13 protein-coding genes and 1 tRNA gene are annotated in these 14446 nt (G+C 70.7%); 3 read left to right on the top strand and 11 right to left on the bottom strand.

The genetic code is table 11. The annotated features are described in order from the left end of the window. Positions 1–8 precede the first annotated feature (8 nt). Together AC07FV_RS30790 and AC07FV_RS30795 are read right to left on the bottom strand one after the other, a co-directional pair. Positions 9–683 carry a TetR family transcriptional regulator gene (locus AC07FV_RS30790; protein ID WP_479090787.1) on the bottom strand — a complete coding sequence of 225 codons (675 nt, stop codon included), beginning with the start codon at positions 681–683 and terminating at the stop codon, positions 9–11. Continuing rightward, complete coding sequence (locus tag AC07FV_RS30795; RefSeq protein ID WP_479090788.1) at positions 680–1690, bottom strand: acyl-CoA desaturase; 1011 nt, start codon at positions 1688–1690, stop codon at positions 680–682. The genes AC07FV_RS30790 and AC07FV_RS30795 overlap by 4 nt, the downstream gene beginning before the upstream one ends. 292 nt (positions 1691–1982) lie before the next feature. On the opposite strand from AC07FV_RS30795, the gene ppc reads away from it, so the two are divergent. Beyond that, the gene (gene ppc / locus AC07FV_RS30800; protein ID WP_479090789.1) at positions 1983–4718 is read left to right on the top strand and encodes a phosphoenolpyruvate carboxylase; all 2736 of its coding nucleotides are present in this window, start codon (positions 1983–1985) and stop codon (positions 4716–4718) included. A 75-nt stretch (positions 4719–4793) separates the two neighbouring features. Here the strand turns inward: ppc and AC07FV_RS30805 are convergent, their stop codons facing one another. The 7 genes from AC07FV_RS30805 to AC07FV_RS30835 all read right to left on the bottom strand — a co-directional run bounded on the left by AC07FV_RS30805 (position 4794) and on the right by AC07FV_RS30835 (position 10581). Beyond that, positions 4794–5300 carry a hypothetical protein gene (locus AC07FV_RS30805; RefSeq protein WP_479090791.1) on the bottom strand — a complete coding sequence of 169 codons (507 nt, stop codon included), beginning with the start codon at positions 5298–5300 and terminating at the stop codon, positions 4794–4796. A gap of 122 nt (positions 5301–5422) precedes the next feature. Beyond that, positions 5423–6058 (bottom strand): aminoacyl-tRNA hydrolase, encoded by a 636-nt coding sequence (gene pth, locus AC07FV_RS30810; protein ID WP_479090793.1) that lies wholly within the window; start codon positions 6056–6058, stop codon positions 5423–5425. A gap of 75 nt (positions 6059–6133) precedes the next feature. Then, on the bottom strand, positions 6134–6730 hold the full coding sequence (locus AC07FV_RS30815; RefSeq protein WP_479090794.1) for a 50S ribosomal protein L25/general stress protein Ctc: 597 nt from the start codon (positions 6728–6730) through the stop codon (positions 6134–6136). A 210-nt stretch (positions 6731–6940) separates the two neighbouring features. After that, positions 6941–7915: a ribose-phosphate diphosphokinase gene (locus AC07FV_RS30820; protein ID WP_356608896.1), complete on the bottom strand. Its 975-nt coding sequence runs from the start codon at positions 7913–7915 to the stop codon at positions 6941–6943. A gap of 133 nt (positions 7916–8048) precedes the next feature. Then, positions 8049–9497 (bottom strand): bifunctional UDP-N-acetylglucosamine diphosphorylase/glucosamine-1-phosphate N-acetyltransferase GlmU, encoded by a 1449-nt coding sequence (gene glmU, locus AC07FV_RS30825; protein WP_479090796.1) that lies wholly within the window; start codon positions 9495–9497, stop codon positions 8049–8051. Between the two features lie 133 nt (positions 9498–9630). Continuing rightward, positions 9631–9706 (bottom strand) — tRNA-Gln (locus AC07FV_RS30830). Positions 9707–9720: 14 nt separating this feature from the next. Next, positions 9721–10581, bottom strand: a complete 861-nt coding sequence (locus tag AC07FV_RS30835; protein ID WP_479090798.1) for a hypothetical protein — start codon at positions 10579–10581, stop codon at positions 9721–9723. 135 nt (positions 10582–10716) lie between these two features. Between AC07FV_RS30835 and AC07FV_RS30840 the strand changes: the two genes are divergently transcribed. Further along, positions 10717–12048: a sensor histidine kinase gene (locus AC07FV_RS30840; RefSeq protein WP_479090799.1), complete on the top strand. Its 1332-nt coding sequence runs from the start codon at positions 10717–10719 to the stop codon at positions 12046–12048. An 8-nt stretch (positions 12049–12056) separates the two neighbouring features. On the opposite strand, the gene AC07FV_RS30845 is transcribed toward AC07FV_RS30840, so the two are convergent. Both AC07FV_RS30845 and AC07FV_RS30850 read right to left on the bottom strand, forming a co-directional pair. Further along, entirely contained in the window at positions 12057–12551 is a 495-nt protein-coding gene (locus tag AC07FV_RS30845) for an SUKH-3 domain-containing protein (protein WP_479090801.1), read from the bottom strand. 73 nt (positions 12552–12624) lie between these two features. Further along, on the bottom strand, positions 12625–13155 hold the full coding sequence (locus AC07FV_RS30850; RefSeq protein ID WP_479090803.1) for a YwqJ-related putative deaminase: 531 nt from the start codon (positions 13153–13155) through the stop codon (positions 12625–12627). A 274-nt stretch (positions 13156–13429) separates the two neighbouring features. On the opposite strand from AC07FV_RS30850, the gene AC07FV_RS30855 reads away from it, so the two are divergent. After that, positions 13430–14446 (top strand): SMI1/KNR4 family protein, encoded by a 1017-nt coding sequence (locus AC07FV_RS30855; RefSeq protein ID WP_479090805.1) that lies wholly within the window; start codon positions 13430–13432, stop codon positions 14444–14446.

Below are 14446 nucleotides of genomic sequence, written 5' to 3' on the forward strand. Positions count from 1 at the left end.
GTGTGCCGCTAGCTCTTGCGGTGGCCGATCAGCCGCGGCCTGGGCTCCAGACCGTCCAGCCCGTGCCACGCCAGGTTCACCAGGTGCGCCGCCACCTCCGCCTTCTTCGGGCGGCGCACGTCCAGCCACCACTGCCCGGTCAGCGCCACCATGCCCACCAGCGCCTGCGCGTACAGCGGGGCCAGCTTGGCGTCGAAACCCCGGTTCTTGAACTCGCGGCCCAGGATGTCCTCCACCTGGGTGGCGATGTCCGAGATGAGGGAGGCGAAGGTACCCGTCGACTGCGGGATGGGGGAGTCGCGGACCAGGATGCGGAAACCGTCCGTGTACTCCTCGATGTAGTCCAGGAGCGCGAAGGCCGCCTGCTCGCACAGCTCCCGCGGATGACCGGCGGTCAGGGAACTGGTCACCATGTCCAGCAACCGCCGCATCTCACGGTCCACCACCACCGCGTACAGCCCCTCCTTGCCGCCGAAGTGCTCGTACACCACCGGCTTGGAGACCCCGGCCTTCGCCGCGATCTCCTCCACCGACGTGCCCTCGAAACCCTTCTCGGCGAAGAGGGTGCGACCGATCTCCAGCAGCTGCTGGCGGCGCTCGGCACCGGTCATCCGGGTGCGGCGCGCGCGGCGCGGCTTGTCATTGCTCGGAGTGCTGGAGTCGGTCGCCACAGCGACCATCATGCCGCCTCGACGGTTTCCTTCCGGCGGCGGGAGCCGCCTTCGTCCGTGTTCCGCCGGGAATCGATACGCGAGCGTGACGGCCACCGCACGTCGTAGGCCCAGCCGAGCTGCTCGAACCAGCGGATCAGACGCGCGCTCGAGTCCAGCTGGCCGCGCATCACGCCGTGCCGCGCCGAGGTCGGGTCGGCGTGGTGCAGGTTGTGCCAGGACTCACCGCAGGACAGGATCGCCAGCCACCACACGTTGCCCGAACGGTCCCGCGACTTGAACGGGCGCTTGCCGACCGCGTGGCAGATCGAGTTGATCGACCACGTCACGTGGTGCAGCAGCGCCACCCGCACGAGTGACCCCCAGAAGAACCCCGTGAACGCCCCCCACCACGACATCGTGACCAGCCCGCCGATCAGCGCCGGGAGGGAGAGCGACACCAGCGTCCACAGGACGAACTGGCGGGAGATCGCACGCAGCGCCGGGTCCTTGATCAGGTCCGGGGCGTACTTCTCCTGCGAGGTCTGCTCCTCGTCGAACATCCAGGCGATGTGCGCCCACCACAGGCCCTTCATCAGGGCCGGGACCGTCTCCCCGTACCGCCACGGCGAATGCGGATCGCCCTCGTGGTCGGAGAACTTGTGGTGCTTGCGGTGATCGGCCACCCAGCGGACCAGCGGACCCTCGACGGCCATCGAGCCCGCGATCGCCAAGGCGATCTTCAGCGGCCGTTTCGCCTTGAAGGAACCGTGGGTGAAGTGACGGTGGAAGCCGATGGTGATGCCGTGGCAGCCCAGGAAGTAGAAGAAGACCAGCAGGCCCAGATCCAGCCAGCTCACACCCCACCCCCAGGCCAGCGGCACCGCCGCCACCAGCGCGAGGAACGGGACGGTGATGAACAGCAGCAGCATGATCTGCTCGACGGACCGCTTCTGCTCACCGCCCAGCGTGGCGGACGGCGCGGCGGTGCCGTCGGGATTCTTCGAAGCGTCTGGGATCACATCGGAACTCGTGGTCATGCGCGTCCCCTGGGGGGTCGAGGGTGATGTCCGGTGCCGGGTCTCGGTATCCGTGTGCTCGTTCCTACGGTTCCGTAACCTACGGCGACGTAAGTATGGCAGCGCGTGGTGCCGCGGCAAGAGCCCCAGAGCCTGCGCGTCCCGGCCGACACCTATCCTGGGGGTCGGTCGGACAGCGCGGTCCGCTCTGATTACTTCCCGGACGTCCGGCCCGGTAAGCGGCGCCCGCCGCGCGAGACGGCCGTCCGGGTCCCCTCCCAGACGAGCTTCAACACTGCAAGGAGCCGCACCTGTGAGCAGTGCCGACGACCAGACCACCGTGACGACCAGCAGCGAACTGCGCGCCGACATCCGCCGGCTGGGTGATCTCCTCGGAGAGACCCTGGTGCGGCAGGAGGGCCCCGAGCTGCTGGAACTCGTCGAGAAGGTGCGCCGCCTGACCCGAGAGGACGGCGAGGCCGCCGCCGAGCTGCTGCGCGGCACCGAACTGGAGACCGCGGCCAAGCTGGTCCGCGCCTTCTCCACGTACTTCCACCTCGCCAACGTGACCGAGCAGGTCCACCGCGGCCGGGAACTGGGCGCCCGGCGCGCCGCCGAGGGCGGACTGCTCGCCCGGACCGCCGACCGTCTGAAGGACGCCGACCCCGAGCACCTGCGCGACACCGTCCGCAACCTCAACGTCCGGCCCGTCTTCACCGCCCACCCCACCGAGGCCGCCCGCCGCTCCGTCCTCAACAAGCTGCGCCGCATCGCCGCGCTCCTGGACACCCCGGTCATCGCGTCCGACCGGCGCCGCCTCGACACCCGCCTCGCCGAGAACATCGACCTCGTCTGGCAGACCGACGAACTCCGCGTCGTCCGCCCCGAGCCCGCCGACGAGGCCCGCAACGCCATCTACTACCTGGACGAACTGCACGCCAACGCCGTCGGCGACGTCCTGGAGGACCTCACCGCGGAGCTGGAGCGGGCCGGCGTCAAGCTCCCCGACGACACCCGCCCCCTCACCTTCGGCACCTGGATCGGCGGCGACCGCGACGGCAACCCCAACGTCACCCCCCAGGTCACCTGGGACGTCCTCATCCTCCAGCACGAGCACGGCATCAACGACGCCCTGGAGATGATCGACGAGCTGCGCGGCTTCCTCTCCAACTCCATCCGCTACACCGGCGCCACCGAGGAACTCCTCACCTCCCTCCAGGCCGACCTCGAACGGCTCCCCGAGATCAGCCCCCGCTACAAGCGCCTCAACGCCGAGGAGCCCTACCGGCTCAAGGCCACCTGCATCCGGCAGAAGCTGGAGAACACCAAGCAGCGCCTCGCCAAGGGCACCCCCCACGAGGCCGGCCACGACTACCTCGGCACCGCCGAACTCCTCGACGACCTGCGCATCGTCCAGACCTCCCTGCGCGCCCACCGAGGCGGCCTCTTCGCCGACGGCCGCCTCGCCCGCACCATCCGCACCCTCGCCGCCTTCGGCCTCCAGCTCGCCACCATGGACGTCCGCGAGCACGCCGACGCCCACCACCACGCCCTCGGCCAGCTCTTCGACCGGCTCGGCGAGGAGTCCTGGCGCTACGCCGACATGCCCCGCGAGTACCGCACCAAGCTCCTCGCCAAGGAACTGCGCTCCCGGCGCCCCCTGGCACCCACCCCGGCACCCGTCGACGCCGCCGGGGAGAAGACCCTCGGCGTCTTCCAGACCGTCCGGCGCGCCCTGGAGGTCTTCGGCCCCGAGGTCATCGAGTCCTACATCATCTCCATGTGCCAGGGCGCCGACGACGTCTTCGCCGCCGCCGTGCTCGCCCGCGAGGCCGGCCTCATCGACCTGCACGCCGGCTGGGCGAAGATCGGCATCGTGCCGCTCCTGGAGACGACCGACGAGCTGAAGGCCGCCGACACCATCCTGGAGGACCTCCTCTCCGACCCCTCCTACCGGCGCCTGGTCGCCCTGCGCGGAGACGTCCAGGAGGTCATGCTCGGCTACTCCGACTCCTCCAAGTTCGGCGGCATCACCACCTCGCAGTGGGAGATCCACCGCGCCCAGCGCCGCCTGCGCGACGTCGCCCACCGCTACGGCGTGCGGCTGCGCCTCTTCCACGGCCGCGGCGGCACCGTCGGCCGCGGCGGCGGCCCCTCGCACGACGCGATCCTCGCCCAGCCCTGGGGCACCCTGGAGGGCGAGATCAAGGTCACCGAGCAGGGCGAGGTCATCTCCGACAAGTACCTCATCCCGGCCCTGGCCAGGGAGAACCTGGAGCTGACCGTCGCGGCCACCCTCCAGGCCTCCGCCCTGCACACCGCCCCCCGCCAGTCCGACGAGGCCCTCGCCCGCTGGGACGCCGCGATGGACGTCGTCTCCGACGCCGCCCACGCCGCCTACCGCAAGCTGGTCGAGGACCCCGACCTGCCCACGTACTTCCTGGCCTCCACGCCGGTCGACCAGCTCGCCGACCTGCACCTGGGCTCGCGGCCCTCCCGCCGCCCCGGCTCGGGCGTCTCGCTCGACGGACTGCGCGCCATCCCCTGGGTCTTCGGCTGGACCCAGTCCCGGCAGATCGTCCCCGGCTGGTACGGCGTGGGCTCCGGCCTGAAGGCCCTGCGCGAGACCGGCCTGGACACCGTCCTGGACGAGATGCACCAGCAGTGGCACTTCTTCCGCAACTTCATCTCCAACGTCGAGATGACCCTCGCCAAGACCGACCTGCGCATCGCCCAGCACTACGTCGACACCCTCGTGCCGGACGAGCTGAAGCACGTCTTCGACGCCATCAAGGCCGAACACGAACTCACCGTCGCCGAGGTCCTGCGCGTCACCGGCGAGAGCGAACTCCTGGACGCCGACCCGGTCCTGAAGCAGACCTTCGCCATCCGCGACGCCTACCTCGACCCGATCTCCTACCTCCAGGTCGCCCTCCTCGGCCGCCAGCGCGAGGCCGCCGCCGCGGGCGAGGAAGCCGACCCGCTGCTCGCCAGGGCGCTGCTCCTCACCGTCAACGGCGTCGCCGCCGGCCTGCGCAACACCGGCTGACCTGCCCCGCACGCACGACGGTGCCCCCGCGCTCACCAGGAGCACGGGGGCACCGTCACGTCGTACGCCCGGACCTCACACCACGAGGAACGCCGCCGTCAGCAGGGCGATCCCCGCCCCGGCCATCACCCACGCCGCCCGCGTCCGCCGCAGACCCCCGGCCACCACCACCGACGCCAGCAGCAACGCCCCGCCCAACGGCACCCAGGCATAGAGCACCCCGGCCGGCCCCGACCGCACCGCGTCGTCACTCCCCGGCTTCATCACCACGCTGTACGTCCGCCCCTGGCGCACGGCGACCGAGTCCTCCAGAACCACCCGCCCGCGCGCCTGCGACCCCGCCGACACCGGCGCGTAGGACCCACTGCACACACCCCCGCCGCACCGCGTCACCTCGACGGTGCCCTGCTCCCGGCCCTTGGTCAGCAGCACGTGCTGCGCCGTGCCCCAGGACGCCCAGACCCCGGCGATCAGGATCACCACCGTCACCGCGCCCATCGCCGCGACCCGGCCCAACCGCAGCAGGGCGGAGGAGACCTGACGGGAATGGGCGGCGGCGGAGGCGGGCATGGCCGGGATCATTGGCCATACCTGCACGCCCGGTCAACTCGCCCGTACGCCATCACCGGACAAGTCGGGAGTTGTACGCCAGGAGCCGGAGGTCAGCAGTCGTGCGTCAGGAGCCGGAGGTCAGGAGACGTGCGTCAGGAGTTGTACGCGCTCTGAGCCCGCTCCAGGCCCTCGATCACCAGGGCCTCGACCGCGTCCGCCGCCCGGTCCACGAACCAGTCCAGCTCCTTGCGCTCCGTCGACGAGAAGTCCCGCAGCACGAAATCGGCCACCGGCATCCGCCCGGGCGGCCGCCCGATCCCGAACCGCACCCGGTGGTAGTCCGGCCCCAGCGCCTTCGTGATCGACTTCAGCCCGTTGTGCCCGTTGTCCCCGCCGCCCAGCTTCAGCCGCAGCACGCCGTAGTCGATGTCCAACTCGTCGTGCACCGCCACGATGTTGCCGACCGGAACCTTGTAGAAGTCCCGCAGCGCCGTCACCGGCCCGCCCGACACGTTCATGAACGACATCGGCTTCGCCAGCACCACGCGCCGGCTGCCCGGCCCCGGCGGCCCGATCCGACCCTCGACCACCTGAGCCTGCGCCTTGCCGTGCCGCTTGAACCGCGCCCCGATCCGCTCCGCCAGCAGGTCCGCCACCATGAAACCGACGTTGTGCCGGTTCGCGGCGTACTCCGCTCCCGGATTGCCGAGTCCGGCCACCAGCCAGGGCGCCCTCGCGTCCGTCGTCACGTCCCCGTCTCCTTCGTGTCCGCCATGGCCGTCCGCCATGGCCGTCCGCACAGACGCGTCGGCCGCTGCCCCCACGGGAACAGCGGCCGACGTACGTTGACCGTGAGGGAGGGATCAGGCCTCCGCGGCCTCGTCACCCTCGGTCTCGCCCTCGGCGGCCGGCTCCTCGGCCTGCGCGGCCAGGACCTGCAGCACCACGGCGTCGTCCTCGACGGCCAGCTTCACGCCGCTGGGCAGCTTCACGTCCTTGGCGAGGACCGAGGCACCGGCCTCCAGACCCTGCACCGACACCGTGACCTGCTCGGGGATGTGCGTGGCCTCGGCCTCGACCGGCAGCGCGGACAGGACGTGCTCCAGCAGGAAGTTGCCCGGCGCCAGCTCACCCTCGGTCTGCACCGGGATCTCGACGGTCACGGTCTCGCCGCGCTTCACCAGCTGCAGGTCGACGTGCTCCAGGAAGCCCTTGATCGGGTCGCGCTGCACGGACTTCGGGATCGCCAGCTCGTTGGACTTGCCGTCGACGTCCAGCGCGATGAGGACGTTCGGCGTACGCAGCGCCAGCAGCAGCTCGTGGCCCGGCAGCGTCAGGTGGATCGGGTCGGAACCGTGGCCGTACAGCACACCGGGAACCTTGTTGTCACGACGGATACGACGGGCGGCACCCTTGCCGAACTCGCTGCGCGTGGCGGCGGAGATCTTCACCTCGGACATGATCACTCCTCGTAGAGGTAGAAAGCGGACGTGGTCACCCGGCCACGAACGGCCTGCTACGAAGAGCGCGTCGATAACGGACCGCCACACCCGCGAAAACGGGTGCGGCCTCCCTCGCCGAGCAACTTCAGCAGTCTACTCGGAGAGGGAGGCCGCACCCAAAACGATCAGCCACGACGGCCCGCGGCGAACGGCGCGGACCGCACGCCGCTACTGCTCGTCGAACAGGCTCGTCACCGAACCGTCCTCGAACACCTCGCGCACCGCACGCGCGATGGTCGGCGCGATCGACAGCACCGTGATCTTGTCCAGCTCCAGCTCGTTCGGCGTCGGCAGCGTGTTGGTGAACACGAACTCGCTCACCTTCGAGTTCTTCAGCCGGTCCGCCGCCGGACCCGACAGCACACCGTGCGTGGCCGTCACGATGACGTCCTCCGCACCGTGCGCGAACAGCGCGTCCGCCGCGGCGCAGATGGTGCCACCGGTGTCGATCATGTCGTCGACGAGGACGCAGATACGTCCCTTCACGTCACCCACGACCTCGTGCACCGTGACCTGGTTCGCCACGTCCTTGTCGCGCCGCTTGTGCACGATGGCCAGCGGCGCGCTCAGACGGTCGCACCAGCGGTCCGCCACCCGCACCCGGCCGGCGTCCGGCGAGACCACCGTCAGCTTCGAACGGTCCACCTTCGCACCCACGTAGTCCGCCAGCAGCGGCAGCGCGAACAGGTGGTCCACGGGACCGTCGAAGAAGCCCTGGATCTGGTCCGTGTGCAGATCCACCGCGAGGATCCGGTCCGCACCCGCGGTCTTCATCAGGTCCGCGATCAGACGCGCCGAGATCGGTTCACGTCCGCGGTGCTTCTTGTCCTGCCGCGCGTAACCGTAGAACGGCACGATGACGGTGATGGAGCGGGCCGACGCGCGCTTCAACGCGTCGATCATGATCAGCTGCTCCATGACCCACTTGTTGATCGGGGCCGTGTGGCTCTGGATCAGGAAGCAGTCCGCACCGCGCGCCGACTCCTGGTAACGCACGTAGATCTCGCCGTTGGCGAAGTCGAAGGCCTTCGTCGGAACGACCCCGACACCCAGCTCGTGGGCGATCTCCTCGGCAAGCTCGGGGTGGGCGCGGCCGGAGAAGAACATCATCTTCTTCTCGCCGGTCGTCTTGATCCCGGTCACAGCACGTTCTCCTCAGAGGTTTCGCAGCTGAGCGTCACGGGCGCTCTCCCGACTGGCCGCGGGGGCGTCTCAGCTGGTGGGGTGCGGATGTGCACCTATCACGGTACGCCGTGTTCGACGTGCCGGTTTCCGGTCAGCCCTCGCCGCCGGCCTCCCCGGAGACCGCCTCGGCCGCCTTCGCCGCCGCGCTCCCCGGTCGCTTCCGAGCCACCCAACCCTCGATATTCCGCTGCTGGCCACGGGCCACGGCCAGCGAACCGGGCGGCACGTCCTTCGTGATCACCGAGCCGGCGGCGGTGTAGGCGCCGTCCCCGACCGTGACAGGAGCCACAAACATGTTGTCCGATCCCGTCTTGCAGTGCGAGCCGACGGTCGTGTGGTGCTTGGTCTCCCCGTCGTAGTTCACGAACACGCTCGCGGCCCCGATGTTCGAGTACTCGCCGATCGTCGCGTCACCCACGTAGGAGAGGTGCGGCACCTTCGTGCCCTCGCCGATGGAGGCGTTCTTCGTCTCGACGTACGTACCGATCTTGGCCTTGAGCCCCAGACGGGTACCGGGACGCAGATACGCGTACGGGCCCACGGTCGCCTCGGGGCCGACGGCCGCCGAGACCGAGACGGTGTTGTCCACGCGGGCACCGGCGCCGACCCGCGTGTCCGTGAGCCGGGAGTTCGGCCCGACCTCGGACCCCTCGGCGAGGTGGGTGGAGCCGTGCAGCTGCGTGCCCGGGTGGACGATCACGTCCTGCTCGAAGGTCACCGTCACGTCGACCCAGGTGGTCGCCGGGTCCACGACCGTCACGCCGGCCAGCATCGCCCGCGTCAGCAGCCGGTCGTTCAGGATCCGACGGGCCTCCGCGAGCTGCACCCGGTTGTTGATCCCGGCGATCTCCCGGTGGTCCCCGGCGACCGACGCGCCGACCCGGTGCCCGGCCTCGCGCAGGATGCCGAGGACGTCGGTGAGGTACTCCTCGCCCTGGCTGTTGTCCGTACGCACCTTGCCGAGCGCGTCGGCGAGCAGCTGCCCGTCGAAGGCGAAGACACCGGAGTTGATCTCGCGGATCGCCCGCTGCGACTCGGAGGCGTCCTTGTGCTCCACGATCGCGGTGACGGCACCGGAGGCCCCGTCCCGCACGATCCGGCCGTACCCCGTCGCGTCCGGCACCTCGGCGGTCAGCACGGTGACGGCGTTCCCGTCGGCGGTGTGCGTGGCGGCGAGGGCCTGGAGCGTCTCGCCGGTCAGCAGGGGCGTGTCACCGCAGACGACCACGACCGTGCCGTCCACGGTGCCGCCCAGTGCCTCCAGCCCCATCCGCACCGCGTGCCCGGTGCCGTTCTGCTGCTCCTGGACGGCGGTGCGTACGTCGGGGGAGACCTCGGCGAGGTGGGCGGTGACCTTCTCACGGGCGTGTCCGACGACGACGACCAGGTTCTCGGGGCCCAGCTCGCCTGCGGCGGCGAGCACATGACCGACGAGGGAACGGCCGCACAGCTCGTGCAGGACCTTGGGGGTGGCCGACTTCATACGGGTGCCCTCACCCGCTGCGAGGACGACGACGGCTGCCGGGCGAATGGCGCTCACGGGATGCCCTTCGGCTTTTCGGGGGGTGGGGGTGGACATCCGCAGGATACCGGGGTGGTGGGTGGGGGGCATGAGTGCGGGCCCTGACAACGGCTTTCGCCGGTCAGGACCCGAACCCAGGCGGTGTGCGCTGTGGCTCCCCCGCAAGGATTCGAACCTTGTCCTGCTGGTACCAAAAACCAGTGTGCTGCCAGTTACACCACGGGGGACAGCGCATCAGACCTTACCGGAGTCGCATCTGCGCGGAAGTCACGATGCCGCTCCACCAGCCTTCGATGCGGTTGTACAGTTCGGCGCCCTTGGCGACCCCCACGACCAGGCAACCCCGATAGCTGTCGCCGGTGTTCTTTCGGACGGTCTTGGGGTTGTGCCGCTTGAGGGTGGGCCTGGCGAACGCCGAGACATCGATTCCGGCAATGCCCGCCCAGTGCTCGTGGGCCGCCGTGACATCCGCCGATTCGTGGATGAGGATCCGGTAGGTGAGACGGTCGCGGCTCACGCCGAGCAGGTCGAGCCAGGCCAGGTAGACCTCGATCACTCCCGGGTCGCTGTTCACGAAGACGACCCGCTCGCGTCGGTCGTACGGTTTGCTCTTGGCGCCCTCGGCCCAGTAGAGCGCCACGCCGGTCAGGAACAGCTCCCTGTCGCTGAGGCCGCCGGCTTCTTGCTCGGCCGCGGCCCGCACGCTCTCGCGCTCCGATTCCTGTGCCTCGCGCAGGCGCGTGAGGCCGGCCTTCATGAGGGACCTCTGTTCTTCCGGGGTGTATCGAGGTTCGGGTTTCGGAAGGTCCCGCACCCACAGCGACACCGAACTCCTGGAGCAGCCCAGCTCGGCCTCGATCTGGTCGTACGTCCATCCCCGGAGGCGTAGCTCGCGCGCTTTGGCCCTGACGTCGTCCTTCGCGTTCGGCCGCTTGGTCCACTCCGGCGGCGGCTCCCCCTTCACCAGCTGGTTGAGGATGTCGTTGTTGAAGACCTTCAGCTCGTCGCGGATCTGCCGAAGGCTGTAGCCGGCGCGCCGCAGCGCCACCGCCCGTTCCCGCAAGCCCTCGAAGTCCGCGTACTTGTTCCGTGGAGGTGCCATGGGCATACCGTCCGGCCGGAATCTTCGCGTCGGGAGGTGAACGGCCCAGGGTTCACCAGTTCGAGGGATATCGCGTCCTATCGTTTGTCGAAAGTCACCGGAAATGGGGCGCCCGCCGCCCGTAGGCTGGGAGGCATGACCACGACGGGGGAAGAACACGCACCGGCCCGGGGTGGGCCTTGGTGGTGGGACAGGCGGCGCGGTGCGGTGCTCGATGTGAGCCTCGGCGCCGTGTCCGCGTTGGAGTGCGCGGCGGAGGGGGTCCCCTTCGCGCGGGACGCGGGGATTCCGTTGGCGGCGGGGGTCGTCTTCGGGTTGCTGGCCGGCTCGGTGCTGGTGCTGCGGCGGAGGTGGCCGATCGCGGTCGTGCTGGTGGGGATCGCCATCACGCCCGCCGAGATGGGCTTCCTGCTGGGTGTCGTCGGCCTGTACACGCTGGCGGCGTCGGAGCTGCCGCGGCGGATCATCGGGTCGCTGGCCGGGATGTCGTTCCTGGGGACGCTGATCGTGACGTTCGTACGGCTGCGGCAGGACATGGCGCGGGACGGTGTGGACTTCGGGGACTGGTTCTTCCCGTTCGCGTCGATCGGGACGTCCCTGGGCGTGACCGCTCCGCCGCTGCTGCTGGGTCTGTACGTGGGGGCGCGGCGCCGGTTGATGGAGAGCCTGCGGGAGCGGGCGGACAGTCTGGAGCGGGAGCTGCAGCTGCTCGCGGAGCGGGCGGAGGAGCGCGCGCAGTGGGCCCGCAACGAGGAGCGGACGCGGATCGCGCGCGAGATGCACGACGTGGTCGCGCACCGGGTGAGTCTGATGGTGGTGCATGCGGCCGCGTTGCAGGCCGTGGCGCGGAAGGACCCGGAGAAGGCGGTGAAGAACGCCGCGCTGGTGGGGGACATGGGGCGGCAGGCGCTGACGGAGCTGCGGGAGATGCTCGGGGTGCTGCGCAGTGGCGGGGAGGGTGTGCGCGGGGAGCGGGCGTCGGTTCCGCTGGCGGCGGTGGGGGCGGCCGCCGCGGCGGCGGCGTCGCGGGCCGCGGGGGACGGTGAGGGGCCCGGCGACGGGCCGTGTCTGTCCGAGCTGGACGAGTTGGTGGGGCAGTCGGAGGCGGCCGGGATGGTCGTGAACCTGTCGGTGGAGGGGGAGGAGCGGTCGTATCCGCCCGAGGTGGAGTCGACGGCGTTCCGGGTGGTGCAGGAGGCGTTGACCAACGTGCACAAGCACGCGGCCGGTGCGAAGACGTACGTGCGGCTGGCTCACCGGGTCTCGGAGATCGCGATGCAGGTGGAGAACGAGCCGCCGCCGGAGCTGGCCTCCGCGTCGTCGGCGCGGTTGCCGTCGGGGGGCAACGGGCTGGTGGGGATGAAGGAGCGGGTGGCGGCGCTGGGCGGGGTGTTCGTGTCCGGCCCGACGGACGCGGGGGGTTTCCGGGTGTCGGCGGTGATTCCGGCGTCGTCGGCGGCGTTGTAGTCCGCGGGTCAGCCGGTGGTGAGGCGGGTCGGCTGGGCGCCGGCGACGAGGGTGGCGAGGGCCTGGTCGATGTCCGGGCCGAGGTACCAGTCGCCGGTGTGGTCGAGGGCGTAGACGCGGCCTTCGGCGTCGATGGCGACGAGGGACTGGCTGTCGGTCTCGATGCCGAGGGGGCAGGTCCGGGTGGAGAGGGCGCGGCCGAGGTCGCCGAGGGTGCGGGCCATGTGGAGGCCGTGCAGGGGGTCCAGGTGGAGGACGGCGGGGGCGATCTGGCGGCCGGGGCCGGTGGGGGCGATGTGGAGGCCGCCGAATTCGGCCCAGGCCTCGACGGCGGCGGGGAAGACGGTGTGGCGGTGTCCCGCGGGTGAGGTGTGCTCGCGCAGGGTGTCGGCCCAGATCTCGGCCTGCTTGATGTCCCAGCGTCCGGGCAGCCAGCCGGCGTCGCGCAGCGCGGCGTCGACGGGGACGGGGAAGCGGGTGGTGGAGGTGCGGTCGGCTTGCATCGGCCCTTGGTTCGTTTCGGTCGGCTCTGGTGGCTCTGGCGGCTCTGTTTTCGGTGGTGGTGGTGGCCGGGGGTCAGCCGTCCTGCGTCGTGGGGTCGACGACGCGGACGCCGAAGTGGGCGCTGAGGGCGGTGCAGGCGCGGCACGGTGCGGCGAAGCTGCCGTGCAGGGGGTCGCCGTCCTCGCGGATGCGGCGGGTGGTGAGCTTGGAGTGCTTGAGCGTCTTGCGTGCCTCGCCGTTGGTCATGGGCTTGCGCGCGGCGCGTTTGCTGCGGGCGGCGTCGGCGGTGGCCAGGTGCCGTGAGATGAGGATCGTCTCGGCGCAGCGGCCGGTGTAGCGGTCGCGTTGGCCGCTGGTGAGGGTGTCGAGGAAGTCCTGTACGAGAGGGTGCAGGGCGGGCGGTGCGTCGGCCCGGGTGGCGGTGCCGGTGAGGGTGGTGCCGCGGACCGACAGGGCGGCGGCGACGGTGGGGAGGATGCCGTCGCGGCGGTGCCGGAGGACCGGCGCGTGGTGGGCTTCCGTGCTGCTCCAGCCGACGCGGGGGTCGCCGCCGCGTGGTCCGTCGGACCGTCCGGTGTCGGGTCCCGTCTGTGTCGCACTCATGATCGTTTCCCCTCCTGAGCATCCCCCCGGAGGTCACAGAGTGCCAAATCCCGTGGCGGCTGCGGAAGCTGGGGCGTGGCGACACGCCCGGGTACGGGCGGTGCGTCACGGGAGGGTGACGGCTGGTCACGGAAGCGGAGGCGGGCGTGTCGGGCCCGGGGTCCGCTGCCGGTGACCCCTCTTGCCGTACCGCATAGGCTGTCGGCACCGCGATCGCGTGCGGTGGAAGAGACAGTCCAGACAGATCAGACAGACGCCGCAGGGGGCAACCGCCATGACGACAGGTCGGCTCGGGCAACAAGCCGCGCCGCCGAACGCGGCCTATGCCGGACAGGTCGTGCATTTCCCGGATCCGGTGCGGGCGGCCCGTCACCCGAGAGGGGTACGGGTGGACGAGGGTGGTTACCCCGTCTTCTCGCCGTACGCGCGCGCGGTCGCGGAGATCGCGGATCCGCCGGAGGGGTTCGGCGTCGACGAGCTGCGGCTGACGGACTACGTGTCGGCCAATGCGGCGCTGTCGGCGTCGGGGCACGAGCTGTGGGACACGGTGCCCGCGGTGGCGACGCCGCACGGCTGGACGTGGCACCACGTGGCCGGTTCGCGGCGGATGGAGCTGGTCCCGGTCGAGGTGAAGGCGCTGTTGCGGCACCACGGCGGGATCGCGACGGCGGCGGTGGACCAGGGCAAGCGGGGCACGCGGCCGTTGCAGGAGACGCGTCCGGCGCACTTCGGTCTGCCGAAGTCGGGGGTGGCCGTGTCGGAGCAGCAGGTGCAGGAGGTCGAGGAGGATCTCGGGTACCGGTTGCCGGGCGCGTACCGGTCGTTCCTGAAGGCGGCGGGCGGCTGCGCCCCGGTGGGTACGGCGCTCGACGCGGAGCTGGGGCTGCTGGTGGACCAGCCGTTCTTCACGGTGCGTGAGGAGGCGGCGGTCAACGACCTGATCTATGTGAACAAGTGTCTGCGGGACCATCTGACCAAGGACTACCTGGGTGTCGCGTTCGTCCAGGGCGGTCTGCTCGCGGTGAAGGTGAAGGGCGAGCGGCTGGGTTCGGTGTGGTTCTGCGCGTACGACGACGTTCGGGACGCGGACCCCGCGTTGCCGCCCGCCGAGCGGGTGGAGCGGTTGCTGCGGCCCTGCGGTGAGGACTTCGACGCGTTCCTGTCGCGGCTCGCGGGCTCTCCGCCGGAGCTGGAGACGGTGGCGAACCTGATGGTGGACGGCGGGTTCGCGCGTGCGGTGCCGGTGGCGTCGGTGGCCGCGGCGTCTTCGGCGTCTTCGGTAGGGGAGTGA

The sequence above is a fragment of the Streptomyces sp. NPDC045956 genome (assembly GCF_056430705.1).

Bases quoted from the DNA above. Each gene is read 5' to 3' on its own strand.
- AC07FV_RS30790 (WP_479090787.1), bottom strand. From the start codon at position 683: ATGATGGTCGCTGTGGCGACCGACTCCAGCACTCCGAGCAATGACAAG.
- AC07FV_RS30795 (WP_479090788.1), bottom strand. From the start codon at position 1,690: ATGACCACGAGTTCCGATGTGATCCCAGACGCTTCGAAGAATCCCGAC.
- AC07FV_RS30805 (WP_479090791.1), bottom strand. From the start codon at position 5,300: ATGATCCCGGCCATGCCCGCCTCCGCCGCCGCCCATTCCCGTCAGGTC.
- pth (WP_479090793.1), bottom strand. From the start codon at position 6,058: ATGGCGGACGGCCATGGCGGACACGAAGGAGACGGGGACGTGACGACG.
- AC07FV_RS30815 (WP_479090794.1), bottom strand. From the start codon at position 6,730: ATGTCCGAGGTGAAGATCTCCGCCGCCACGCGCAGCGAGTTCGGCAAG.
- AC07FV_RS30835 (WP_479090798.1), bottom strand. From the start codon at position 10,581: ATGGCACCTCCACGGAACAAGTACGCGGACTTCGAGGGCTTGCGGGAA.
- AC07FV_RS30840 (WP_479090799.1), top strand. From the start codon at position 10,717: ATGACCACGACGGGGGAAGAACACGCACCGGCCCGGGGTGGGCCTTGG.
- AC07FV_RS30845 (WP_479090801.1), bottom strand. From the start codon at position 12,551: ATGCAAGCCGACCGCACCTCCACCACCCGCTTCCCCGTCCCCGTCGAC.
- AC07FV_RS30850 (WP_479090803.1), bottom strand. From the start codon at position 13,155: ATGAGTGCGACACAGACGGGACCCGACACCGGACGGTCCGACGGACCA.
- AC07FV_RS30855 (WP_479090805.1), top strand. From the start codon at position 13,430: ATGACGACAGGTCGGCTCGGGCAACAAGCCGCGCCGCCGAACGCGGCC.